Below are 20713 nucleotides of genomic sequence, written 5' to 3' on the forward strand. Positions count from 1 at the left end.
CGTTAAGCGATGCGCGCGCAAGTTATGGGAAAATCCCTGTTTTTGCGACATTCTTCCTGGCACCGATGAGCACCGAACCCAGTTCCAAGCCCGTTTTCCCGATCACCGACGAAGTCCGGCATGCGCTCGCCGTCACGAAGCGCGGCGTCGACGAGCTGCTGATCGAGGAAGAGTTCGCGCAGAAGCTCGCGCGCAGCGCAGCCACCGGCACGCCGCTTCGCATCAAGCTCGGGCTCGATCCGACCGCACCGGACATCCACATCGGCCATACGGTCGTGCTGAACAAGATGCGCCAGCTGCAGGACCTCGGCCATACGGTGATCTTCCTGATCGGCGATTTCACGTCGCTGATCGGCGACCCGTCGGGCCGCAACGCGACGCGTCCGCCGCTCACGCGCGAGCAGATCGAATCGAACGCGAAGACCTACTTCGAGCAGGCCGCGCTCGTGCTCGATCGCGACAAGACCGAGATCCGCTACAACAGCGAATGGTCGATGCCGCTCGGCGCGGACGGGATGATCAAGCTCGCGTCGCGCTACACGGTCGCGCGGATCCTCGAGCGCGAGGATTTCACGAAGCGCTTCCAGGGCGGCGTGCCGATCTCGATCCACGAATTCCTGTACCCGCTGATGCAGGGCTACGATTCGGTCGCGCTGAACGCCGATCTCGAACTCGGCGGCACCGACCAGAAGTTCAACCTGCTGGTCGGCCGCGAACTGCAGAAGCAGTACGGCCAGGAACAGCAGTGCATCCTGACGATGCCGCTGCTCGAAGGCCTCGACGGCGTCGAGAAGATGTCGAAGTCGAAGGGCAACTACGTCGGCATCAGCGAGAAGCCGACCGACATGTTCGGCAAGCTGATGAGCATCTCGGACACGCTGATGTGGCGTTACTTCGAGCTGCTGTCGTTCCGCAGCCTCGATGAAATCGCCGGCTTCAAGCGCGACGCCGAAGGCGGCCGCAACCCGCGCGACTTCAAGGTGCTGCTCGCGCAGGAAATCGTCGCGCGATTCCATTCGCAGGCCGACGCAGAGCGCGCGCTCGAGGACTTCAACCACCGCGCGAAGGGCGGCGTGCCGGACGACATTCCGTCCGTCACGCTGGCCGGCGCGCCGCTCGCGATCGGTCAGTTGCTGAAACAGGCCGGCCTCGTGCCGTCGACGAGCGAAGCGCTGCGCAACATCGATCAGGGCGGCGTGAAGATCGACCGCGCGACCGTGTCCGACAAGGGCCTGAAGGTCGAGGCCGGCGAATTCGTCGTGCAGGTCGGCAAGCGCCGCTTCGCACGCGTCACGCTGACCGCATGATCGCGCTGATCCAGCGCGTGACGCGCGCCGACGTGCGCGTCGGCGGCCGCACGACCGGCGAGATCGGCGCGGGGCTGCTCGCGCTGGTCTGCGCGGAGCGCGGCGATACCGAGGCCGCGGCCGACAAGCTGCTCGCGAAGCTGCTCGGCTACCGCGTGTTCAGCGACGCAGCCGGCAAGATGAACCTGCCGGTATCGAACATCGACGGCGAAGGCCGCGCGGGCGGCCTGCTGCTCGTGTCGCAGTTCACGCTCGCGGCCGATACGAACAGCGGGCTGCGTCCGAGCTTCACGCCCGCCGCGCCGCCCGACGAAGGCGCGCGGCTGTTCGACTATTTCGTCGCGGCCGCGCGGGCGCGCCATCCCGTCGTCGAGACGGGCGAGTTCGGCGCCGACATGCAGGTGTCGCTGGTCAACGACGGCCCCGTGACGTTCTGGCTGCAAGTGCGGCCCTGATTCTTCCCCGGAGGCGCGCCGCGATGGCCACCACGCAGATTCTTTTCATCCGCCATGGCGAGACGGCCTGGAACCGCATCAAGCGCATCCAGGGGCACATCGACATCCCGTTGGCCGATACGGGGCTCGCGCAGGCGCAGCGGCTGGCGGCGCGGCTCGGGCGCGACGCGCGCGACGGCGCGCGGATCGACGCGGTGTATTCGAGCGACCTGATGCGCGCGCAACAGACCGCCCAACCGTTTGCCGATGTGCTCGGGCTGCCGCTGCTGCTGCGCGAAGGGTTGCGCGAACGCTCGTACGGCGCATTCCAGGGGCACGACAGCACCGAGATCGAGGCGCTGTTTCCGGATGCATATGCGGCGTGGCAGACGCGCGATCCCGGCTTCGCGCCGGAGGGCGGCGAGTCGCAGCGCGAGTTTTATCACCGCGTGCTGCATGCGCTCGAACCGATCGTCGCCGCGCATCCGGGCGGCCGGATCGCGTGCGTCGCGCACGGCGGCGTGCTCGATTGCGTGTATCGCTTCGCGAACGGGATCGAGCTGTCGGCGCCGCGCAACTATCAGTTGCTCAATACCAGCATCAACGTCGTCGATTACGTGGATGGCCGCGCGCAGGTCGTGCAGTGGGCCGACGTGTCGCATCTCGAAGCCGCGAGCGACGATGACGACGGGTACCGCAAGGTGCTTTGAGCACGCGGGGCCCGTCCGGCATGGCATGGCATGGCCGGGCCGGGCCGGGGCTCCCTTCCTTCCGGCGTGACGCTTACTGCGGCAGCCCGTGGCGCGTCTTGTAGTCGAGCGCGTACGCGATCTTGCCGGGCTTGTCGGCCGTGATCGGCTGGCGCAGCTTGTCGAATTCCCCCTTGCTGTATTTCTTCCCGCCGTTGATCGCATCGGCGCGCCCGAGGTCGGCGCCCGTCTTGCCGTCGATCACGGGGTCCGTGGCCGCGACCATCCGCGTCGACGCATTCCAGACCGCATTCAGATAGCCCGTGTCGGCCTTTGCCGGATCGGGATCGGTTGCGCCGGGCCGCGTCAGGTCGTAGCCGGCCAGCGCGAACGTGTCCGGCTGCGCGCGCAGCCAGTCGGCCCAGTAGAACTCGAGGTAGTCGGTCGCTTGTGCGGGTTTGCCGTAACCGATGTCGCGCGTGAAATAGACGAGTGATCGATAGCGGTCGTTCGTCATCCCGAGTGTCAGGCCGAGGCCGGTCGGCAGTTGCGCGGTCGTGATCGGCTTGCCTTCGCCGTTCTTCAGGCGCAGATAGCCGCGGCTTTGCATCTGCTGCCAGAACACGTCGCCCGAGTAGTCGCCGAGGTTGTCCTTGACGACGACGTGCACGTGCAGCGCCGGGCCGCCGTCGGGCGTCTCGTAGTAAGTCGACAGGCCGTGGTGGCCGTCCGTCAGGTACAGCGCATCGCCGTTCGGGCCGATCACGACGGGGTTCAGCACCGAGCGGTCTCGAGCGTTCGCGTCGGTCGTCGCGCACCTGTAGCTGGCCGGCTCGCGCAGCGACGATCGGGCCGTGTAGCCGCTCGATGCGACGCCGCCGAGGCCTTCGTCCGCGCAGAAGTCGTTGAACTTCTTGTCGGGCTGCCGTTCGTAGCGGCCGAGCTTGTAGTAGATCTGGTCGTAGCCGATCGCTCCCTGCGTCGGATGGAGATCGCCGAGCGTCACGTCGATCAGGTCGCCGGCGCGGGCGGCTTTCCACCTGCCCGGTTGCGGCCGGGTGGTCGCGGGCGGCGTGGGGGCCGGTGCGGTCGTCGTGCCGCCGGACGGCGGTTGTGCGTCCATGCGCGCGACGGCGGCGACATCGTCGCCTCCGCACGCGGCGAGGGCGAAGACGGTGGACAGGCTGGCGGCAACGGCGAAACGGATCGGCAGGCGTGGCATCGCGGGCATCGGGCGTCGGTCGGGTGGGCGGGCGGGACTTCGCGCGGGTCAGTGGGCGTCGGCGACGAGCAGACGTGCGACCGTGCGCGGGTGCAAGCCCGTCAGCTTGCCACAGCTATTTGACAGTCAATTGAAATGATCGGAACAAGCGGACCGTCAGACAGACGGGGTGCCGTCGGACGGGGAGGCCGTCGCGCGGCGGCGCGCACGCTTCGACGCGCCGTTCACGAGCGCCCAGCGCAGCACGGGCGCAACCGCGCGTATGCCGGGCCGGACCAGCGCACGCCGCAACGGCGCGAACGTCGACACGCCGAGCATGCGCTGCGCCCACGGCGGCAGCAGGTCGATCCCGGCATGCATCATGAGCGACGCGGCCGGCCGCAGCGCGGGCTTCGCGACCGGCACGTTCAGCAGGATGGACATTACTTCGAAGGTGCGCGGCCCGGCCTCGAGCTCGGGCTGCATGCGCGCGAGATACGCGGTCACCTCGGCGCGTGAACGGGGCACCTCGTGTGCGCCGAGCAACTCGGCGATCAGCGCCGTCTCCGCGTAATAGCGGTCCTGCAGTTCGCCCGACAGCGCCGGATTCACGTAACGCAGATGCGCGGCGAGGAAGCTCGACACTTCCGCGACATGCACCCAGGTCAGCAACGCGGGATCGTCGGCGCGGTACGGCCGGCCGTCCGGTGCGCTGCCCGAGACGCGCGCATGGATCGTTTTCACACGCTCGATCAGCGCGAGCGCGTCCGCGCGGCTGCCGAACGTCGTCCCCGTGATGAACGTGGCGGTGCGCCGCAAGCGGCCGAAGATGTCGGTGCGGAACGACGAATGATCCCAGACGCCCGCGAGTGCGAGCGGGTGGAGCGCCTGCAGCAGCAGCGCGGCGATGCCGCCCGTCATCATCGACGTGAAATCGGCATGCACGCGCCAGCACACGGCGTCGGGGCCGAACAGCCCGGGGTCGCCCGGCGGCGAAGAGAGATCGATCGACGGACCGCCGCCGCCGGCCGTCAGGTGCGTGATGCCGGCCACGAGCCGCTTGCGGATCGGCTCCGCCCAGCGCGGGCCCGGCACGGTGGTGGGGTGGCGGCTGGGCGGCGTCGTCATGGCGGGTGCGGCTCGGGCGACGGATTACTTCCCGTCCGGGGTATCCCACTCGTCGCGTTCGGTGCGGCGGGCATCGGGCACCGACAGCCCGAAGTGGCGATACGTGAGCAGCGTCGCGACGCGCCCGCGTGGCGTGCGCTGCAGGAAGCCCTGCTGGATCAGGTACGGTTCGAGCACGTCCTCGATCGTGTCGCGCTCCTCGCCGATCGCCGCCGCGAGGTTGTCGATGCCGACCGGGCCGCCGTCGAACTTGTACAGGATCGCTTCGAGCAGCTTGCGGTCCATCAGGTCGAAGCCGACCGGATCGACGTCGAGCATCGCGAGCGCGGCATCGGCAACGGCCGCGGTGATCTGGCCGTCGGCCTTCACTTCCGCGAAGTCGCGCACGCGGCGCAGCAGCCGGTTCGCGATCCGCGGCGTGCCGCGCGCGCGCTTCGCGATTTCCAGCGCGCCGTTCGGATCGATCTGCGCATTCAGCAGCGACGCCGAGCGCCGCACGATGCGCGACAGTTGATCGGCGTCGTAGAACTCGAGGCGCGCGACGATCCCGAAACGGTCGCGCAGCGGGTTGGTGAGCATCCCGGCACGGGTGGTCGCGCCGACCAGCGTGAACGGCTGCAGGTCGAGCTTCACGCTGCGCGCGGCCGGGCCTTCGCCGATCATGATGTCGATCTGGTAATCCTCGAGCGCCGGATACAGGATTTCCTCGACGACCGGCGACAGCCGGTGGATTTCGTCGATGAACAGCACGTCGTTCGCTTCGAGGTTCGTCAGCAGCGCGGCGAGATCACCCGCGCGCTCGAGCACGGGGCCCGACGTCTGGCGCAGGTTCACGCCCATCTCGCGCGCGATGATGTGGGCGAGCGTTGTCTTGCCGAGACCCGGCGGCCCGAACAGCAGCACGTGGTCGAGCGGCTCGGCGCGGCGCTTCGCGGCTTCGATGAAGATCTCGAGCTGGCCGCGCACCTTTTCCTGGCCGACGTAGTCGTCGAGCTGGCGCGGCCGCAACGCACGTTCGAACACCTCCTCGTGCGACGAGGTGGGCGTGGCGGCGATGATCCGCTGCTCGGTGGCGAGTTTGTCGGTTTCAATCATGCGGCCATTGTACCGCGCGACGAAGCACGGGCCACCTGGCCGAACGGCCGACTGGCGAGCGTCGCGCGGCGGCGCGACACTGGCTTCGACGGCCGGATCGAACGCGCGTTATGCCTTCGACAATGCCTTCAGCGCGAGCTTGATGCCTTCGGACACGCCGGTGCCGGCCGGCACGTTCTTGATCGCGGCCAGGCCTTCCTTTTCGGAGTAGCCGAGCGCGAGCAGCGCGTTGAGGATGTCGGTCGCATGGTCGGACGGCGACGCGGCGCCGGCGAGCGCGCCGAGGTCGGCGCCGAGCTTGCCCTTCAGTTCGAGCAGCAGGCGCTCGGCCGTCTTCTTGCCGATGCCGGGCAGCCGCGTGAGGCGGGCGGCGTCCTGCATCGTCACGGCCTGCGCGAGCTCCTGCACGCTCATGCCGGACAGCACGGCGAGCGCCATGCGCGCGCCGATGCCGGTGATCTTCAGCAGCTCGCGGAAGGTCGTGCGCTCCTGCGGCGTCAGGAAGCCGTACAGCAGGTGCGCGTCCTCGCGGACGATCTGCTGCGTGAGCAGCACGATGCGTTCGCCCGTTTGCGGCAGGTTGTAGAAGGTGCTCATCGGCACGTCGATTTCGTAGCCGACGCCGTTGCAGTCGACGAGCAGATGAGGCGGGTTCTTTTCGAGCAGGATGCCGGCGATGCGACCGATCATGGAGGACGGGATGCGAGGAAGAAAGCGCGAGTGTAGCGCACGCGCGGCGCAATGCCGATGGGCGCGGCCGTCAGGCCGAAGCGGCGCGTGTCGCGGGTGTGTCGGGCGTGGGTAGAACGGTGAAGGTGGTCAACGCAGCCAACGCAGCCAACGCAGTCGAGCCGACGTACGTGCCGCGGCGCACGACCGGCGTCAGCCGACCAGCCGGCCGCGCCGCACGCGCAGCCCTTTCTGCGCGAGCGCCGGCGCGAGGCCGCCCAGCGTGCTGAGCGTGTCGCCGCCGTGCGCGTGGCAGATCGCCATGCCGAGCGCGTCGGCGGCGTCGGAGCCCGGCTGGCCGGACAGGTTGAGCAGCCGCGTGACCATTTCCTGCATCTGCGTCTTGGTCGCGCGGCCGTAGCCGACCACCGCCTGCTTGAGCTGCAGCGCCGTGTATTCGGCGACAGGCAGCCCGCCCGCGACGAGCCCGCAGATCGCGGCGCCGCGCGCCTGGCCGAGCAGCAGCGTCGACTGCGGGTTCACGTTGACGAACACCTTTTCGATCGCGGCCTGGTCGGGCGCGTGTTCGCGCACGATCGTCGAGACGCCCTGGAAGATCGTGCCGAGCCGGGTGGCCAGGTCGGCCGTCGGCGTGCGGATCACGCCGCTCGTGACATAGGCGAGCCGGTGGCCGCTGACGTCGATGACGCCGAAGCCGGTGACGCGCAGGCCGGGGTCGATGCCGAGAATTCGCATGAGTGAGGAGAGTGGCGTGATGCAGCGATACTACAACGAATGGTGCGGCAAGCCGATCGCCCGGTCGTGCGCGACGGCGCCGCGCAATAAAAAACCCGGCGGGAGTGATGCCGCCGGGTTCCCGTGCAGCGGCCGCGCGGGCCGCATGCGGCGATCAGTGACGGAAGTGGCGCACGCCCGTCAGGACCATCGCGATGCCGTGCTCGTCGGCCGCCGCGATCACTTCGTCGTCGCGCATCGAGCCGCCCGGCTGGATCACGCAGGTCGCGCCGGCCGCCACGACGACGTCGAGGCCGTCACGGAACGGGAAGAACGCATCCGACGCGACGGCCGAACCGGCGAGCGTGAGGCCCGCGTTCTGCGCCTTGATGCTCGCGATGCGCGCGGAATCGACGCGGCTCATCTGACCGGCGCCGACGCCGAGCGTCATGCCGTTGCCGCAGAACACGATCGCGTTCGACTTCACGTACTTCGCGACGCGCCAGGCGAACAGCAGGTCGTCCATTTCCTTCGCGGTCGGCTGGCGCTTCGTGACGACGCGCAACTCGCTCGGCTGCACGTTGCGCGAATCGAGCGACTGCACGAGCAGGCCGCCGCCCACGCGCTTCAGGTCGAATGCGTTATGGCCGTCGCCCAGTGCGATCTCGAGCAGGCGCACGTTCTGCTTCGCGGCGAACACCTGCTTCGCGGCGTCCGTGAACGACGGCGCGATCAGCACTTCGACGAACTGCTTCGCCACCGCTTGCGCGGCCGCTTCGTCGACTTCGCGGTTGAACGCGATGATGCCGCCGAACGCGGAGGTCGGATCGGTCTGGAACGCCTTCGCATACGCGTCGGCCGAGTCGTTGCCGACCGCGACGCCGCACGGGTTCGCATGCTTGATGATCACGCAGGCCGGCGCGTCGAACGTCTTCACGCATTCCCACGCCGCGTCCGAATCCGCGATGTTGTTGTACGACAGTTCCTTGCCCTGCAGCTGGCGGTAGTTCGCCAGCGCACCGGCCGGCGTCGCGAGGTCGCGGTAGAACGCCGCGCTCTGGTGCGGATTCTCGCCGTAGCGCAGGTCCTGCACCTTGTCGAACGCCATGTTGAGCGTGGCCGGATACGCGCTGCGCGATGCGTGCTGCAGCTCGTCGGTCAGGCTCGTCAGGTAGTTCGTGATCGCGCCGTCGTATTGCGCGGTGTGCGCGAACACCTTCGTCGCGAGACGGAAGTTGGTCGGGTAGCCGATGGTGTTGCCGTTCGCCTTCATTTCATCGAGCACGACCGCGTAGTCGGCCGGGTCGACGACGACCGTGACGTCGCGGTGGTTCTTCGCGGCCGAGCGCAGCATCGTCGGGCCGCCGATGTCGATGTTCTCGATCGCGTCGGCGAGCGTGCAGTCGTCCTTCGCGATCGTCGCGACGAACGGATACAGGTTCACGACCAGCAGGTCGATCGTCGGGATGCCGTGCTGTTCCAGCGCCTGCATGTGCTCGGGCAGGTCGCGGCGGGCGAGGATGCCGCCGTGCACCTTCGGGTGCAGCGTCTTCACGCGCCCATCGAGCATTTCCGGGAAGCCGGTGTAATCGGCCACTTCGGTCACGGGCAGGCCGGCGTCGGCGAGGAGTTTCGCGGTGCCGCCCGTCGACAGCAGCTTGACGCCGAGGTCGGACAGCGACTTCGCGAAGTCGACGATGCCGGTCTTGTCGGAAACGGAAATGAGCGCTTGCTTGATCATGATGGAACCACCAATAGCCAGGGAAACGGGGACGGGACGGCCGCCTACAGCAGGCCGTGCTGCTGCAGCTTCTTGCGCAGCGTATTGCGATTGATGCCGAGGTACTCGGCGGCGAGCGACTGGTTGCCGCCGGCCTGGTCGAGCACGACCTCGAGCATCGGCTTTTCGACGCAGGACATCACCATTTCATAGACGTCGTGCGGATTGGAGCCGTCTAGATCCCGGAAATACACGTCCAGGCTCTCGCGGACACATTGTTCGATGTTGTGCTTGCTCATGCTGCTAACTGGTTATGGTCGTCCGACTCGCCCTGGCTGTTTTCCGCATCGTCATCGACGTAGACGAGGTGGTCCGACAGCGCCTTTTGCGCCTCGAAGAATGCATTGACGGCGGCGAGCTGCTCGCGGGTGGAATCGAGCGTGTTCATTCGGTGCCGGAACCCGTTGGCACCGGAAAGGCCGCGAGTGTACCAGCCGATGTGCTTGCGCGCAGTACGGACCCCGGTGAATTCGCCATAGAAAGCGTAGTGGTCTTCCAGGTGTTCGTTCATCACATGCTGGATCTCGTCGATCCGCGGCGGGGGCAGCAGCTCGCCGGTTTGCAGGAAATGATCGATTTCGCGGAACAGCCACGGCCGGCCTTGCGCGGCGCGACCGATCATCAGCGCGTCGGCGCCGGTTGCATCGAGCACGGCCTTCGCCTTGGCGGGCGACGTGATGTCGCCGTTCGCGACGACCGGAATGCGTACGGCCGCCTTCACGGCCGCGATGGTGTCGTATTCGGCGTCGCCGCGGTACAGGTCGGCGCGCGTGCGGCCGTGCACGGTGAGCATCGAGATGCCGGCCGCCTCGGCCAGGCGCGCGACCGTGATCGCGTTCTTGTGCTCGCGGTCCCAGCCGGTGCGGATCTTCAGCGTCACGGGCACCGCGTCGGGCCCGGTGCCGACCGCCGCGACGACGGCCTCGACGATCCGCTGCACGAGCGGCTCGTTCTGCAGCAGCGCGGAGCCGGCCGCGACGTTGCAGACCTTCTTCGCCGGGCAGCCCATGTTGATGTCGATGATCTGTGCGCCGTTGTCGACGTTGTAGCGGGCCGCTTCGGCCATCATCGCCGGATCGGCGCCGGCGATCTGCACCGCGATCGGCTCGACTTCGCCTTCGTGGTTCGCGCGCCGCATCGTCTTCGCGCTTTTCCACAGCTGCGCGTTGGACGCGACCATCTCGGACACGGCGTAACCGGCCCCCAGCCGTTTGCACAGCTGGCGGAACGGACGATCCGTCACCCCGGCCATCGGGGCGACGAACAGGTTGTTACGCAATACGTGAGGGCCGATAACGGGCATCGCAATGGCGCCGCCCGCGACACGCGCGGGCAGGGGAAGGGAAGACGGAAAACGGGCATTTTACCGTATTCCCATGCCCCGCCGATTTGACCCGGTTTGCCTGGATTGCCCGGAGAGGCTGCGCGGCGCGCCGCGCGTCAGTTGCGCTGGCCGAACATCATCTGGCGCGCGATCGCCTTCTTGAGCGGCGGCACGAATTCGAGCGCGGTGAGCGCCGCGCCGCGCAGCAGCGGAAGCGGGCCCGAGTCGATCGTAAACAGCCGCGCCAGCGTGTCGGTCGCGCCGATCGTGAAGCGCCGGTCGAGCGCGCGGCGCGCGTTGAAGGCCGCGAGCGCGGTCGCTTCGAAGCCTTGCGCGGACAGCGTGTCGACGAGCGTGTGCGCATCGCGCAGCCCGAGGTTGAGCCCCTGGCCCGCCACCGGGTGCAGCGTCTGCGCGGCATTGCCGACGACCGCGACGCGGCCGCTGACGAGCGTCTGCGCGGCGTTCAGGCCGAGCGGGAACGACGCGCGCCCGGCGATCGCGACGAATTCGCCCATGCGTTCGCCGAACACGCTGCCGAGCTCGTGCAGGAACGCGTCGTCGGGCAGCGCGGCACGTCGCGCGGCTTCGTCGGGCGTGCAGCACCACACGAGCGAATACTCGGCCTGGCGCGGCCCGCCGAGCGGCAGCAGCGCGAGCGGGCCTTCGTGCGTGAAGCGTTCCCACGCGACGTTCGGGCGCGGCGCCGAGACCGTGACCGTGCCGACGAGCGCGGTCTGTCCGTAGTCGCGGCGATGCTTGCCTGCGTCGGCCTGCTGTTCGTGGAACAGCCCGCCTTCGGCATTGATGACGAGGCGCGCGCGCAGCGAGCGCTGGCCTTGCGGGCCGTCGAGCGTCAGCGTGACGCCGTCGGCGTCCTGCTGCGGCGCGCGTGCGGTGGTCGACGTGAGCCAGTCGACGCGCGTGCCGCGCACGGCGCCCGCGAGCGCCTGCACGATCGAGCCGTAGCGCACGACGTAGCCGAGCGCGGCGAGCGCGTGTTCGTCGCGGTCGATCAGCGTGCGGCCGAAATGGCCGCGCTGCGATACGTGGATATGTTCGATCGGCGTGGCGTCGGCCGGCCACGCGAGCGTGTCGAGCAGCACGCGGCTGCCGTGCGACACGGCGATCGCGCGCGGGTCGTTTGCGCTCGCGGCCGGTTTGCGCGCATCGATCAGCGCGATCGATGCATGCTGCGTCGCGCTGCGGCGCGCGAGCCAGCCGGCGAGCGCGAGCCCGACGGGGCCCGCGCCGACGATGGCGAGGTCGTAATCCGGCGTGGCCGGCGAGGAAGCGGTCGTCATCTTGATTCGTGAAACGGAGGGAACGGTCGGCGGCCGGTCATGCGCCCGCGCGCATCAGCGCCTCGATCTCGTCCGCCGCGACCGGCACGCCGCGCGTGATCAGTTCGCAGCCGTGCTCGCGCACGATCGCGTCGTCCTCGATGCGGATGCCGATGTTCCAGTACTCGGGCGGCACGTCGTCGGCCGCGCGCACGTACAGGCCGGGCTCGACGGTCAGCGTCATGCCCGGCCTCAGCGTGCGCCACGGCAGCGCGCCGTTCGCGTCGCGTTCGGCGAGCCGCTCGCGGTAGTCGCCGCAGTCGTGCACGTCCATGCCGAGCCAGTGGCCGGTGCGATGCATGTAGAAGCGCGTGTAGGCGCGCTCGGCGATCACGTCGTCGACGCTCGAGAAGCGCGTTTTCGGGATGATGCCGGTGTCGAGCAGCCCTTGCGCAAGCACGCGTACGGCCGCGTCGTGCGGCGCCTCGAACGGCACGCCCGCGCGCGTCGCGTCGATCGCCGCCTGCTGCGCGGCGAGCACGATGTCGTACAGCGTGCGCTGCGCGGGCGAGAAGCGGCCGTTGGCCGGGAACGTGCGCGTGATGTCCGATGCATAGCCGTCGAGTTCGCACGCGGCGTCGATCAGGATCAGGTCGCCGTCCCGCGATGCCGTGTTGCCGGCCGGGTAGTGCAGCACGCACGCATTCGCGCCGGCCGCGACGATCGACCCGTACGCGGGCGCCTGCGCGCCGTGCTTGCGGAACAGGTACAGCAGCTCGGCTTCGAGCTCGTATTCGCGGATGCCCGGGCGGCACACCTGCATCGCGCGGCGGTGCGCGAGCGCGGAGATGTGCGCGGCGCGCGTCATGATCGCGAGTTCGTGTTCGTCCTTCACGAGCCGCATGTCGTCGAGCAGCGGCGTGAGGTCGAGCAGCGCGTCCGGCGCGGCGACGCCCGTGCGCGCCTGCGCACGCACCGCGTCGATCCAGCCGGCGAGCTGGCGCTCGAACTCGGCCGACGCGCCGAACCGGTAGTGCACGGTGCCCGCGTCGGCGAGCAGGCGCGGCATTTCGGTGTCGATCACGTCGGTCGCGAACGCCGCATCGAAGCCGAACGCGTCGCGCGCGGCGTCGGGACCGTAGTGAAAGCCTTCCCAGGTCTCGCGGTCGACGTTCTTGGCGCGGCAGAACAGGATCGATTCCGGCGCACCGTGCGGCGCGGCCGCGTTCAGCACGAGCACGGCATCCGGCTCGGTGAAGCCCGTCAGGTAATGGAAGTAGCTGTCGAACCGGTACGGGTAGGCCGTATCGCGGTTGCGCAGCATTTCCGGCGCGGTGGGGACGATGGCGACGCCGCCGCCCGCGGCACGCAGTGCGGCAAGCACGCGTTCACGGCGCTGGCGGTAGACGTCGACGGCGATGGCGGTATCGAGGGGCGCATTCATCGTTGGATTGTAGCGCCGCCGGGCGCCGCGCGTCAGGGCCGCGGCTGCAAGGCCCGCCCGGCGGGGCTCGGCGGCGGCTGTTGCAAACCTTCCACAGGCCGGACCGGCGATTTTCTGCCCGGCCGCGCGAGCCGGTTATGATCGACGACAACGTATACTCTCGGCGGTTCCCTTAAAAAGGCAGATGATGAAATTAATCGGTTCGCTCAGCAGCCCGTACGTCCGAAAGGCGCGGATCGTGCTTGCTGAAAAGAAGATCGACTACAAGCTGGAGCTCGAGAACGTGTGGGCGCCGGACACGAACATCCATGCATCGAACCCGCTCGGCAAGGTCCCGTGCCTGGTGATGGAGGATGGCGCCGCGGTGTTCGATTCCCGTGTGATCTGCGAATACGTCGATACGCTGTCGCCGGTCGGCAAGCTGATTCCGCCGTCGGGCCGCGAGCGCGTCGAAGTGCGCTGCTGGGAAGCGCTGGGCGACGGCGTGCTCGACGCAGCCGTCGCGATCCGTCTCGAACACACGATGCGCGACGAAGCGCAGCGCAGCGCGAGCTGGATCGCGCGCCAGCAACGCAAGATCGACGACGCGCTCGTCGCGATGTCGCAGGGTCTCGGCGGCAAGACGTGGTGCGTCGGCAATCATTACACGCTCGCCGACATCGCGCTCGGCTGCGCGCTCGGCTATCTCGACTTCCGGATGCCCGAGCTCAACTGGCGCGATCGCCACCCGAACCTCGACAAGCACTTCGTGAAGCTGCAGCAGCGACAGTCGTTCGCCGATACGCTGCCGCAGAGCTGAGCCGCGGCCCGGTCTTCACGCATTCGGCAGACGAAAGAAAAGCGCCCCGCGGGGCGCTTTTCTTTTTGCGGCGCAGGCCGCCCGCCGCCGGAGCGGGCTGGCCGCTTGCGTCACTCGATCGACGCGTACACGGCTTCGCCGAGCGTGAACGAATCGCTGCGCGCGATCGGCCACCACTTGTCGTACAGCGAGAAGCCGCAGGTGTGGCCGTCGAGCAGCGCACCGGGTTTCAGGTACTTCAGCAGTTGCGACATCAGCCGCACCTCGTGCGGCGCGACCCGCTGCACGATGTGGTGCGCGCGCAGTTCGGACGGATGCGCGAGGCCGGCCGCCTGCACGAGTTCCTGCAGCGCATGCAGCGTATTGCGGTGGAAGTTGTACACGCGCTCGGCCTTGTCGGGCACGACGAGCGCGCGCTGGCGCACCGGGTCCTGCGTCGCGACGCCGGTCGGGCAGCGGTCGGTGTGGCAGTGCTGCGCCTGGATGCAGCCGACCGCGAACATGAAGCCGCGGGCCGAGTTCACCCAGTCCGCGCCGATCGCGAGCGTGCGCGCGATGTCGAACGCGGTGATGATCTTGCCGCTCGCGCCGAGCTTCACGCGGTCGCGCACGCCGATTCCGACGAGCGTGTTGTGCACGAGCAGCAGCCCTTCCTGCAGCGGCACGCCGACGTGGTCGGTGAATTCGAGCGGCGCCGCGCCCGTGCCGCCTTCCGCGCCGTCGACGACGATGAAGTCGGGCACGATGCCGGTCTCGAGCATCGCTTTCGCGATCCCGAAGAATTCCCACGGATGGCCGATGCACAGCTTGAAGCCGGTCGGCTTGCCGCCGGACAGCGTGCGCAGCCGCTCGACGAATTCGAGCAGCCCGCGCGGCGTCGAGAATTCCGAGTGCGTCGCGGGCGAGATGCAGTCCTTGCCCATCGGCACGCCGCGCGTCTCGGCGATTTCCGGCGTGATCTTCGCGGCCGGCAGCACGCCGCCGTGGCCCGGCTTCGCGCCCTGCGACAGCTTCACCTCGATCATCCTGACCTGCGGATCGGCGGCCTGCTTCGCGAACTTGTCGGGGTTGAACGTGCCGTCGTCGTTGCGGCAGCCGAAGTAGCCGGACGCGATTTCCCAGATGATGTCGCCGCCGTGCTCGCGGTGGTACTTCGACAGCGAGCCTTCGCCGGTGTCGTGCGCGAAGCCGCCTTTCTTCGCGCCGAGGTTCAGCGAGCGGATCGCGTTCGCGGACAGCGAGCCGAAGCTCATCGCCGAGATGTTGAAGATCGAAATGTCGTACGGTTGCGCGCGATTCGCGCCGACGCGGATGCGGAAATCGTGGTTCGGCAGCTTCGTCGGCGCGAGCGAATGGCTGATCCATTCGTGCGCGACGGCCTTCACGTTCAGCTCGGTGCCGTACGGACGGTTGTCGGCGACGTTCTTCGCGCGCTGGTAGACGAGGCTGCGCTGCGCGCGCGAGAACGGTTTTTCGTCGGTGTCGTCCTCGACGAAGTACTGGCGGATTTCAGGTCGGATGAACTCGAACAGGAAGCGGAAGTGGCCCCAGAGCGGGTAGTTCCGCAGGATCGCGTGGCGGTCCTGGTTCAGGTCGTACAGGCCGAGCGCGACGAGGGCGATGGGGATGGCGATCCACAGCCAGGAGAGTGCGTGGACCGACGCGAGGACGGCCGCCGCGACGAGCAGCAGCACGGCACACCACATCGCGAGGTAGCGTCTTGAAAGCATGGGGACTCCGTAAGAATTCTGGAATGCCGCCATGCGTACGCTGCGAAGGCGGCGCGCCGGCCGCGGCGGAATCGTGTTCCGCCGGGCGCGGCGTGCCGCAAGTCTAAACCGAATGGGTGTCAGCGTGCATCGGCGAGCGCCGGGGCCTGGCCGCCCGCCGCAGCCTGACCGGGCTGGCCGGTGCCCGCGGATTCGATGATGCCGCCGCCGAGGCAGATCTCGCCGTCATACAGCACGGCCGACTGGCCGGGCGTGACCGCCCACTGCGCGTCGTCGAACGCGAGCGAGAAGCGCGCTTCGCCTGCCGGGCCGGCGGCCGCAGTGCCGAATGCGCACGCCGCATCGGCCTGCCGGTAGCGCGTCTTCGCGCCGCACGAAAAGCCGTCGGCCGGCGGCTCGCCGGCGACCCAGCTCACGTTGCCTGCGACCAGTTCGCGCGACAGCAGCCACGGATGGTCGTGGCCCTGCACGACGTACAGCGCGTTCGACGCGATGTCCTTCGCGGCGACGAACCACGGCTCGCCGTTGCCGCTCTTGCTGCCGCCGAGGCCGATGCCCTTGCGCTGGCCGAACGTGTAGAACGCGAGGCCGATGTGCTCGCCGACCACCTTGCCGTCGGGCGTCTTCATCGGGCCGGGTTTCGTCGGCAGATAGCGGTTCAGGAAATCGCGGAACGGCCGCTCGCCGATGAAGCAGATGCCGGTCGAATCCTTCTTCTTCGCGTTTGGCAGCCCGATCTGCGCGGCGATCTCGCGCACCTTCGTCTTCGGGATCTCGCCGAGCGGGAACATCGTCTTCGACAGTTGCGCCTGGTTCAGCCGGTGCAGGAAGTACGACTGGTCCTTCGTATGATCGAATGCCTTCAGCAGTTCGAAACGCCCGTCGCGCTCGCGCACGCGCGCGTAGTGACCGGTCGCGATCATTTCCGCATCGAGCGACATCGCGTGGTCGAGGAACGCCTTGAACTTGATCTCGGCGTTACACAGCACGTCGGGGTTCGGCGTGCGGCCGGCCGAGTATTCGCGCAGGAACTCCGCGAACACGCGGTCCTTGTATTCCGCGGCGAAGTTGACGGCTTCCACGTCGATGCCGATCAGGTCGGCCACCGACACGACGTCGATCCAGTCCTGGCGCGTCGAGCAGTATTCGCCGTCGTCGTCGTCTTCCCAGTTCTTCATGAACAGGCCGACCACGTCGTAGCCCTGTTCCTTCAGCAGCCACGCGGTCACCGACGAGTCGACGCCGCCCGACATGCCCACCACTACACGACGCTTGCTCATTTGCTGACCGCCTGACGTTCGAATGCCTCGGGGCGCGGCGCGACCGAATGCGTGTGCACGAAATCGAGCGGAATGCGCCGCCCGGCGAGGTAGTCGTCGACGCAGCGCATCACCGCGGGCGAACGATGGCGCTCGCTGCAGGCGCGCAGTTCATCGGACGTCATCCACAGCGTGCGGACGATGCCGTCGTCGAGCGCATGGCCCGCGACCGGTTCGCCGGCCGTGCCGCAGAACGTGAAGCGCAGGTAGGTCGCGCCGGCGCTGCCGGGGCGATCGTAGTGCGCGAGATAGACGCCGACGAGCGCGTCGGGCGTGAACGGGTGCGCGGTTTCCTCGAGCGTTTCGCGGATCACGGCGTCGGCCAGCGTCTCGCCGGCTTCGAGGTGACCGGCCGGCTGGTTGATGCGCAGGCCCGTCGAGGTTTCTTCCTCGATCACGAGAAAGCGGCCGGCGCGCTCGACCAGCGCGGCGACCGTCACATGCGGGGTCCAGATTTCGGGTTTCATGGTTCGGCATTTTACCGGTTGCGCCCGAACGCTGCCGGCCGTTTCCGGCCGGGCCGCCCGCGGCCGGTCGCGCGTTAGTCGATCCGACCCTCGCAGATCGTCCGTCCCGGCGATGCATGACGGCAGCGACCAGACTCATGTCGCATTCGAGCACGGTCGTGCGCAAAGTGCTGGCGGGGCCATCGCTTTCGGTTAAAGTGCAGCGTGAACGCCGTTGCTCGTGAGCCGGTAAGTCAGCCTGTCCGGCTCGTTGTGCAGTAAAGATCGCAAGAAAAGAAATACTGACAATGACTGGAGGAACTGACGATGCATATTGGAGTGCCTGCTGAAACGCGGGCCAACGAGGCGCGCGTGGCCGCGACGCCGGAAACCGTGAAGAAATACGCGGCGGCCGGCCATCGGGTCAGTATCGCGAAAGGGGCCGGCAGCGCCGCCAGCTATCCCGACGAAGCCTATGTGGCCGCCGGCGCCGAATTGACCGACCAGTCGGCCGCTTTTGCCGCCGATCTCGTGCTGAAGGTCCAGGCGCCGACCGACACCGAGCTGCCGTTGCTCAAGCGCGGCGCCGTGCTGGTCGGGATGCTCGATCCGTTCAACGGCGAGCAGGCGGCGCAGCTCGCCGCGGCCGGCGTGACCGGCTTCGCGCTCGAGGCCGCACCGCGCACGACGCGCGCGCAGAGTCTCGACGTGCTGTCGTCGCAGGCGAACATCGCCGGCTACAAGGCCGTGCTGGTGGCCGCGTCGCTGTATCCGCGCTTCATGCCGATGCTGATGACGGCCGCGGGCACCGTGAAAGCGGCGCGCGTGCTGATTCTCGGCGCGGGCGTCGCGGGCCTGCAGGCGATCGCGACCGCGAAGCGGCTGGGCGCGGTGATCGAGGCGTCCGACGTGCGGCCGGCCGTGAAGGAGCAGATCGAGTCGCTCGGCGCGAAATTCCTCGACGTCCCGTTCGAAACCGACGAAGAGCGCGAAGCCGCGCAGGGTGTCGGCGGCTACGCGCGCCCGATGCCGCCGTCGTGGCTCGCCCGCCAGGCCGCGCTCGTGCACGAGCGCGCGAAGCAGGCCGACATCGTGATCACGACCGCGCTGATTCCCGGCCGCCCGGCGCCGACGCTGATCTCGGTCGACACCGCGCAATCGATGAAGCCCGGCTCGGTGCTCGTCGATCTCGCGGCCGGCCGCGGTCCGGACATCGACGGCCGTAAGGGCGGCAACTGCCCGCTGACCGTCGCCGACCAGGTGATCGTGCACCACGGCGTGACGATCGCCGGCTACACGAACCTCGCGTCGATGGTCGCGTCGGACGCATCGGCGCTGTACGCGCGCAACCTGCTCGACTTCATGAAGCTGATCGTCACGAAGGAAGGCACGCTGAACATCGACCTGACCGACGACATCGTCGCCGCGACGCTGCTGTGCCGCGACGGCGAAGTCACCCGCAAATAACGGAGGAGACCATGGAAGTCATCAATCACACGGTGATCAACGTGATCATCTTCGTGCTGGCGGTGTACGTCGGCTACCACGTCGTCTGGAACGTCACGCCGGCGCTGCATACGCCGCTGATGGCCGTGACCAATGCGATCTCGGCGATCGTGATCGTCGGCGCGATGCTCGCGGCGGCGCTCACCGTCGGCGCGACCGGCAAGTTCTTCGGCACGCTCGCGGTCGCGCTCGCGGCCGTCAACGTGTTCGGCGGCTTCCTCGTGACGAGGCGCATGCTCGAGATGTTCCGCAAGAAGGAGCCCAAGCGTGTCGAGGGCGGCAAGGAGGGCGCGCGATGAGCATGAACGTCGTTACGCTGCTGTACCTCGTCGCGTCGGTGTGCTTCATCCAGGCGCTGAAGGGGCTGTCGAACCCGAAGAGCGCGCGGCGCGGCAACCTGTTCGGGATGGTCGGGATGGCCATCGCGATCCTCACGACGATCGCGCTGATCGTCAAGCAGGCCGCGTGGCTCGGCGCGAACCTGCCGCTCGGCCTCGCGCTCGTGCTCGGCGCGCTGATCGTCGGCGGGGGCGTCGGCGCATTCGTCGCCGCGCGCGTCGAGATGACGAAGATGCCGGAACTCGTCGCGGCGATGCACTCGCTGATCGGTCTCGCGGCCGTGTGCATCGCGTATGCGGTGGTGTCGGAGCCGGAAGCGTTCGGGCTCGTGCCGCAGGACGCGGTGTCGTCGAGCTTCATCCCGTACGGCAACCGCGTCGAGCTGTTCATCGGCACGTTCGTCGGCGCGATCACGTTCTCCGGTTCGGTGATCGCGTTCGGCAAGCTGTCGGGCAAGTACAAGTTCCGGCTGTTCCAGGGCGCGCCGGTCGTGTACGCGGGCCAGCACCTGATCAACCTGATGCTCGCGATCGCGATGCTCGGCTTCGGCATCCTGTTCTTCATCACGCAGGCGTGGCTGCCGTTCATCATCATGACGGCGATCGCGTTCGTGCTCGGCGTGCTGATCATCATCCCGATCGGCGGCGCGGACATGCCGGTGGTCGTGTCGATGCTGAACTCGTACTCGGGCTGGGCCGCGGCCGGCATCGGCTTCTCGCTGAACAACGCGATGCTGATCATCGCCGGTTCGCTGGTCGGCTCGTCGGGCGCGATCCTGTCGTACATCATGTGCCACGCGATGAACCGCTCGTTCTTCAACGTGATCCTCGGCGGGTTCGGCGGCGAAGCGGCGGCCGGCGGCGCGGCGGGCGCGCAGGAGCAGCGGCCGGTGAAGTCGGGTTCGGCCGACGATGCGTCGTTCATGCTCGGCAACGCGGAAACGGTCGTGATCGTGCCGGGCTACGGGCTCGCCGTCGCCCGCGCGCAGCACGCGCTGAAGGAGCTGACCGACAAGCTGATCGAGAAGGGGATCGACGTGAAGTACGCGATCCACCCGGTCGCCGGGCGGATGCCGGGCCACATGAACGTGCTGCTCGCGGAAGCGGAGGTGCCGTACGAGATCGTGCACGAGATGGAGGACATCAACGGCGAATTCGGCCAGGTGGACGTGGTGCTCGTGCTCGGCGCGAACGACGTCGTGAACCCGGCCGCGAAGACCGATCCGAAATCGCCGATCGCGGGGATGCCGATCATCGAGGCGTACAAGGCGCGCACGGTGATCGTCAACAAGCGCTCGATGGCGGCCGGCTACGCGGGCCTCGACAACGACCTGTTCTACATGGACAAGACGATGATGGTGTTCGGCGATGCGAAGAAGGTCATCGAGGACATGGTGAAGGCCGTCGAGTAACGCTCGCCCCGACACGCGTCGCCTGCTTCGATGCGCGGGCGCCGCGCCCCGGACAGGCCCGGCCGGCGCACGCC

Annotated in this window: 20 protein-coding genes; 7 read left to right on the forward strand and 13 right to left on the reverse strand. The window is 68.2% G+C overall.

All coding sequences use genetic code 11. The annotated features are described in order from the left end of the window. The first annotated feature begins 65 nt into the window (after nt 1–65). From tyrS to KR541_RS03100, 3 genes are read left to right on the forward strand one after another with little or no spacing between them, the layout of a single operon-like run. A complete protein-coding gene (gene tyrS, locus KR541_RS03090; protein ID WP_216089346.1) occupies nt 66–1307 on the forward strand; it encodes a tyrosine--tRNA ligase in 1242 nt (413 codons plus the stop codon). Continuing rightward, nucleotides 1304–1762, forward strand: a complete 459-nt coding sequence (gene dtd, locus KR541_RS03095; protein ID WP_006483442.1) for a D-aminoacyl-tRNA deacylase — start codon at nt 1304–1306, stop codon at nt 1760–1762. The genes tyrS and dtd overlap by 4 nt, the downstream gene beginning before the upstream one ends. A gap of 23 nt (nt 1763–1785) precedes the next feature. Further along, entirely contained in the window at nt 1786–2451 is a 666-nt protein-coding gene (locus KR541_RS03100; RefSeq protein WP_050013806.1) for a histidine phosphatase family protein, read from the forward strand. Nucleotides 2452–2524: 73 nt separating this feature from the next. On the opposite strand, the gene KR541_RS03105 is transcribed toward KR541_RS03100, so the two are convergent. The 10 genes from KR541_RS03105 to KR541_RS03150 form a co-directional block, all read right to left on the reverse strand. Beyond that, entirely contained in the window at nt 2525–3652 is a 1128-nt protein-coding gene (locus tag KR541_RS03105; RefSeq protein WP_216089347.1) for a ParB/Srx family N-terminal domain-containing protein, read from the reverse strand. A gap of 156 nt (nt 3653–3808) precedes the next feature. After that, the gene (locus KR541_RS03110; protein ID WP_216089348.1) at nt 3809–4759 is read right to left on the reverse strand and encodes an oxygenase MpaB family protein; all 951 of its coding nucleotides are present in this window, start codon (nt 4757–4759) and stop codon (nt 3809–3811) included. A gap of 24 nt (nt 4760–4783) precedes the next feature. Further along, on the reverse strand, nt 4784–5854 hold the full coding sequence (ruvB, locus tag KR541_RS03115; protein ID WP_124594283.1) for a Holliday junction branch migration DNA helicase RuvB: 1071 nt from the start codon (nt 5852–5854) through the stop codon (nt 4784–4786). A 108-nt stretch (nt 5855–5962) separates the two neighbouring features. Then, a complete protein-coding gene (gene ruvA, locus KR541_RS03120; protein WP_031402135.1) occupies nt 5963–6544 on the reverse strand; it encodes a Holliday junction branch migration protein RuvA in 582 nt (193 codons plus the stop codon). 192 nt (nt 6545–6736) lie between these two features. Further along, nucleotides 6737–7279, reverse strand: a complete 543-nt coding sequence (ruvC, locus tag KR541_RS03125) for a crossover junction endodeoxyribonuclease RuvC (protein WP_069616742.1) — start codon at nt 7277–7279, stop codon at nt 6737–6739. A 154-nt stretch (nt 7280–7433) separates the two neighbouring features. Then, on the reverse strand, nt 7434–8999 hold the full coding sequence (purH, locus tag KR541_RS03130; RefSeq protein ID WP_050013802.1) for a bifunctional phosphoribosylaminoimidazolecarboxamide formyltransferase/IMP cyclohydrolase: 1566 nt from the start codon (nt 8997–8999) through the stop codon (nt 7434–7436). Between the two features lie 44 nt (nt 9000–9043). Next, entirely contained in the window at nt 9044–9277 is a 234-nt protein-coding gene (locus tag KR541_RS03135; RefSeq protein ID WP_017333386.1) for a Fis family transcriptional regulator, read from the reverse strand. Beyond that, the gene (gene dusB, locus KR541_RS03140) at nt 9274–10341 is read right to left on the reverse strand and encodes a tRNA dihydrouridine synthase DusB (RefSeq protein WP_069616741.1); all 1068 of its coding nucleotides are present in this window, start codon (nt 10339–10341) and stop codon (nt 9274–9276) included. Before dusB ends, KR541_RS03135 begins: the two co-directional genes overlap by 4 nt. A gap of 137 nt (nt 10342–10478) precedes the next feature. After that, complete coding sequence (locus KR541_RS03145) at nt 10479–11666, reverse strand: UbiH/UbiF/VisC/COQ6 family ubiquinone biosynthesis hydroxylase (protein WP_124555635.1); 1188 nt, start codon at nt 11664–11666, stop codon at nt 10479–10481. Between the two features lie 37 nt (nt 11667–11703). Then, complete coding sequence (locus KR541_RS03150; protein ID WP_089488171.1) at nt 11704–13089, reverse strand: aminopeptidase P N-terminal domain-containing protein; 1386 nt, start codon at nt 13087–13089, stop codon at nt 11704–11706. A gap of 187 nt (nt 13090–13276) precedes the next feature. On the opposite strand from KR541_RS03150, the gene KR541_RS03155 reads away from it, so the two are divergent. Then, nucleotides 13277–13888, forward strand: a complete 612-nt coding sequence (locus tag KR541_RS03155) for a glutathione S-transferase family protein (RefSeq protein ID WP_050013917.1) — start codon at nt 13277–13279, stop codon at nt 13886–13888. Between the two features lie 110 nt (nt 13889–13998). Here the strand turns inward: KR541_RS03155 and KR541_RS03160 are convergent, their stop codons facing one another. From KR541_RS03160 to KR541_RS03170, 3 genes are all read right to left on the reverse strand, one after another. Further along, nucleotides 13999–15618 carry an FMN-binding glutamate synthase family protein gene (locus KR541_RS03160; RefSeq protein WP_050013798.1) on the reverse strand — a complete coding sequence of 540 codons (1620 nt, stop codon included), beginning with the start codon at nt 15616–15618 and terminating at the stop codon, nt 13999–14001. A 119-nt stretch (nt 15619–15737) separates the two neighbouring features. Then, nucleotides 15738–16898: a tRNA 2-thiouridine(34) synthase MnmA gene (mnmA, locus tag KR541_RS03165; RefSeq protein ID WP_124630590.1), complete on the reverse strand. Its 1161-nt coding sequence runs from the start codon at nt 16896–16898 to the stop codon at nt 15738–15740. Beyond that, nucleotides 16895–17404 carry an NUDIX hydrolase gene (locus KR541_RS03170; protein WP_050013796.1) on the reverse strand — a complete coding sequence of 170 codons (510 nt, stop codon included), beginning with the start codon at nt 17402–17404 and terminating at the stop codon, nt 16895–16897. Before KR541_RS03170 ends, mnmA begins: the two co-directional genes overlap by 4 nt. 306 nt (nt 17405–17710) lie before the next feature. Here KR541_RS03170 and KR541_RS03175 point away from each other — a divergent pair, with 306 nt between their 5' ends. From KR541_RS03175 to KR541_RS03185, 3 genes are read left to right on the forward strand one after another with little or no spacing between them, the layout of a single operon-like run. Continuing rightward, entirely contained in the window at nt 17711–18850 is a 1140-nt protein-coding gene (locus tag KR541_RS03175; RefSeq protein ID WP_124555638.1) for a Re/Si-specific NAD(P)(+) transhydrogenase subunit alpha, read from the forward strand. Nucleotides 18851–18861: 11 nt separating this feature from the next. Continuing rightward, a complete protein-coding gene (locus KR541_RS03180; protein ID WP_006476884.1) occupies nt 18862–19188 on the forward strand; it encodes an NAD(P) transhydrogenase subunit alpha part 2 in 327 nt (108 codons plus the stop codon). Beyond that, nucleotides 19185–20639, forward strand: coding sequence for an NAD(P)(+) transhydrogenase (Re/Si-specific) subunit beta (locus KR541_RS03185; RefSeq protein WP_050013794.1), 1455 nt, complete (start codon nt 19185–19187; stop codon nt 20637–20639). The genes KR541_RS03180 and KR541_RS03185 overlap by 4 nt, the downstream gene beginning before the upstream one ends. Nucleotides 20640–20713 lie beyond the last annotated feature (74 nt).

The sequence above is a fragment of the Burkholderia sola genome (assembly GCF_905400185.1).
Lineage (GTDB): Bacteria > Pseudomonadota > Gammaproteobacteria > Burkholderiales > Burkholderiaceae > Burkholderia > Burkholderia sola.

Excerpts from the sequence above, each read along its gene's own strand:
- tyrS (WP_216089346.1), top strand. The coding sequence starts at position 66 with ATGAGCACCGAACCCAGTTCCAAGCCCGTTTTCCCGATCACCGACGAA.
- dtd (WP_006483442.1), top strand. The coding sequence starts at position 1,304 with ATGATCGCGCTGATCCAGCGCGTGACGCGCGCCGACGTGCGCGTCGGC.
- KR541_RS03100 (WP_050013806.1), top strand. The coding sequence starts at position 1,786 with ATGGCCACCACGCAGATTCTTTTCATCCGCCATGGCGAGACGGCCTGG.
- KR541_RS03105 (WP_216089347.1), bottom strand. The coding sequence starts at position 3,652 with ATGCCACGCCTGCCGATCCGTTTCGCCGTTGCCGCCAGCCTGTCCACC.
- KR541_RS03110 (WP_216089348.1), bottom strand. The coding sequence starts at position 4,759 with ATGACGACGCCGCCCAGCCGCCACCCCACCACCGTGCCGGGCCCGCGC.
- ruvB (WP_124594283.1), bottom strand. The coding sequence starts at position 5,854 with ATGATTGAAACCGACAAACTCGCCACCGAGCAGCGGATCATCGCCGCC.
- ruvA (WP_031402135.1), bottom strand. The coding sequence starts at position 6,544 with ATGATCGGTCGCATCGCCGGCATCCTGCTCGAAAAGAACCCGCCTCAT.
- ruvC (WP_069616742.1), bottom strand. The coding sequence starts at position 7,279 with ATGCGAATTCTCGGCATCGACCCCGGCCTGCGCGTCACCGGCTTCGGC.
- purH (WP_050013802.1), bottom strand. The coding sequence starts at position 8,999 with ATGATCAAGCAAGCGCTCATTTCCGTTTCCGACAAGACCGGCATCGTC.
- KR541_RS03135 (WP_017333386.1), bottom strand. The coding sequence starts at position 9,277 with ATGAGCAAGCACAACATCGAACAATGTGTCCGCGAGAGCCTGGACGTG.
- dusB (WP_069616741.1), bottom strand. The coding sequence starts at position 10,341 with ATGCCCGTTATCGGCCCTCACGTATTGCGTAACAACCTGTTCGTCGCC.
- KR541_RS03145 (WP_124555635.1), bottom strand. The coding sequence starts at position 11,666 with ATGACGACCGCTTCCTCGCCGGCCACGCCGGATTACGACCTCGCCATC.
- KR541_RS03150 (WP_089488171.1), bottom strand. The coding sequence starts at position 13,089 with ATGAATGCGCCCCTCGATACCGCCATCGCCGTCGACGTCTACCGCCAG.
- KR541_RS03155 (WP_050013917.1), top strand. The coding sequence starts at position 13,277 with ATGAAATTAATCGGTTCGCTCAGCAGCCCGTACGTCCGAAAGGCGCGG.
- KR541_RS03160 (WP_050013798.1), bottom strand. The coding sequence starts at position 15,618 with ATGCTTTCAAGACGCTACCTCGCGATGTGGTGTGCCGTGCTGCTGCTC.
- mnmA (WP_124630590.1), bottom strand. The coding sequence starts at position 16,898 with ATGAGCAAGCGTCGTGTAGTGGTGGGCATGTCGGGCGGCGTCGACTCG.
- KR541_RS03170 (WP_050013796.1), bottom strand. The coding sequence starts at position 17,404 with ATGAAACCCGAAATCTGGACCCCGCATGTGACGGTCGCCGCGCTGGTC.
- KR541_RS03175 (WP_124555638.1), top strand. The coding sequence starts at position 17,711 with ATGCATATTGGAGTGCCTGCTGAAACGCGGGCCAACGAGGCGCGCGTG.
- KR541_RS03180 (WP_006476884.1), top strand. The coding sequence starts at position 18,862 with ATGGAAGTCATCAATCACACGGTGATCAACGTGATCATCTTCGTGCTG.
- KR541_RS03185 (WP_050013794.1), top strand. The coding sequence starts at position 19,185 with ATGAGCATGAACGTCGTTACGCTGCTGTACCTCGTCGCGTCGGTGTGC.